Source organism: Thalassotalea sp. Y01, from assembly GCF_012932945.1.
Lineage (GTDB): Bacteria > Pseudomonadota > Gammaproteobacteria > Enterobacterales > Alteromonadaceae > Thalassotalea_A.
Genome location: NZ_JABBXG010000027.1, coordinates 1 through 441 on the forward strand (window position 1 = coordinate 1; position 441 = coordinate 441).

The window sequence follows — 441 nt, forward strand, 5'->3', positions numbered from 1 at the left end:
AACGTAATGGTACCCGGGGCCGGACTTGAACCGGCACGTCCGTTAAGACGAGGGATTTTAAATCCCTTGTGTCTACCAATTCCACCACCCGGGCATAATGCCGAAAGCTTCGTAAAAGGTAATAAATAATTAGATTGGAGCGGCTAACGAGACTCGAACTCGTGACATTCACGTTGGCAACGTGATGCTCTACCAACTGAGCTACAGCCGCTTAAGGTAATCTATCTTGGTGTCTAAATTGGAGCGGCTAACGAGACTCGAACTCGTGACATTCACGTTGGCAACGTGATGCTCTACCAACTGAGCTACAGCCGCTTTATTTAGAACCAACACCATATGTTGATGAAATGGTACCCGGGGCCGGACTTGAACCGGCACGTCCGTTAAGACGAGGGATTTTAAATCCCTTGTGTCTACCAATTCCACCACCCGGGCAGAATG

General features: G+C 49.0%; 4 tRNA genes. All 4 read right to left on the minus strand.

Annotated features, from left to right (window positions below):
* Positions 1-7: 7 nt before the first annotated feature.
* The 4 genes from HII16_RS16660 to HII16_RS16675 all read right to left on the minus strand — a co-directional run bounded on the left by HII16_RS16660 (position 8) and on the right by HII16_RS16675 (position 435).
* A tRNA-Leu gene (locus HII16_RS16660) sits at positions 8-94 on the minus strand.
* A gap of 41 nt (positions 95-135) precedes the next feature.
* Positions 136-211, minus strand: a tRNA-Gly gene (locus HII16_RS16665).
* 28 nt (positions 212-239) lie between these two features.
* A tRNA-Gly gene (locus HII16_RS16670) sits at positions 240-315 on the minus strand.
* A 33-nt stretch (positions 316-348) separates the two neighbouring features.
* A tRNA-Leu gene (locus HII16_RS16675) sits at positions 349-435 on the minus strand.
* Between the last annotated feature and the right edge of the window lie 6 nt (positions 436-441).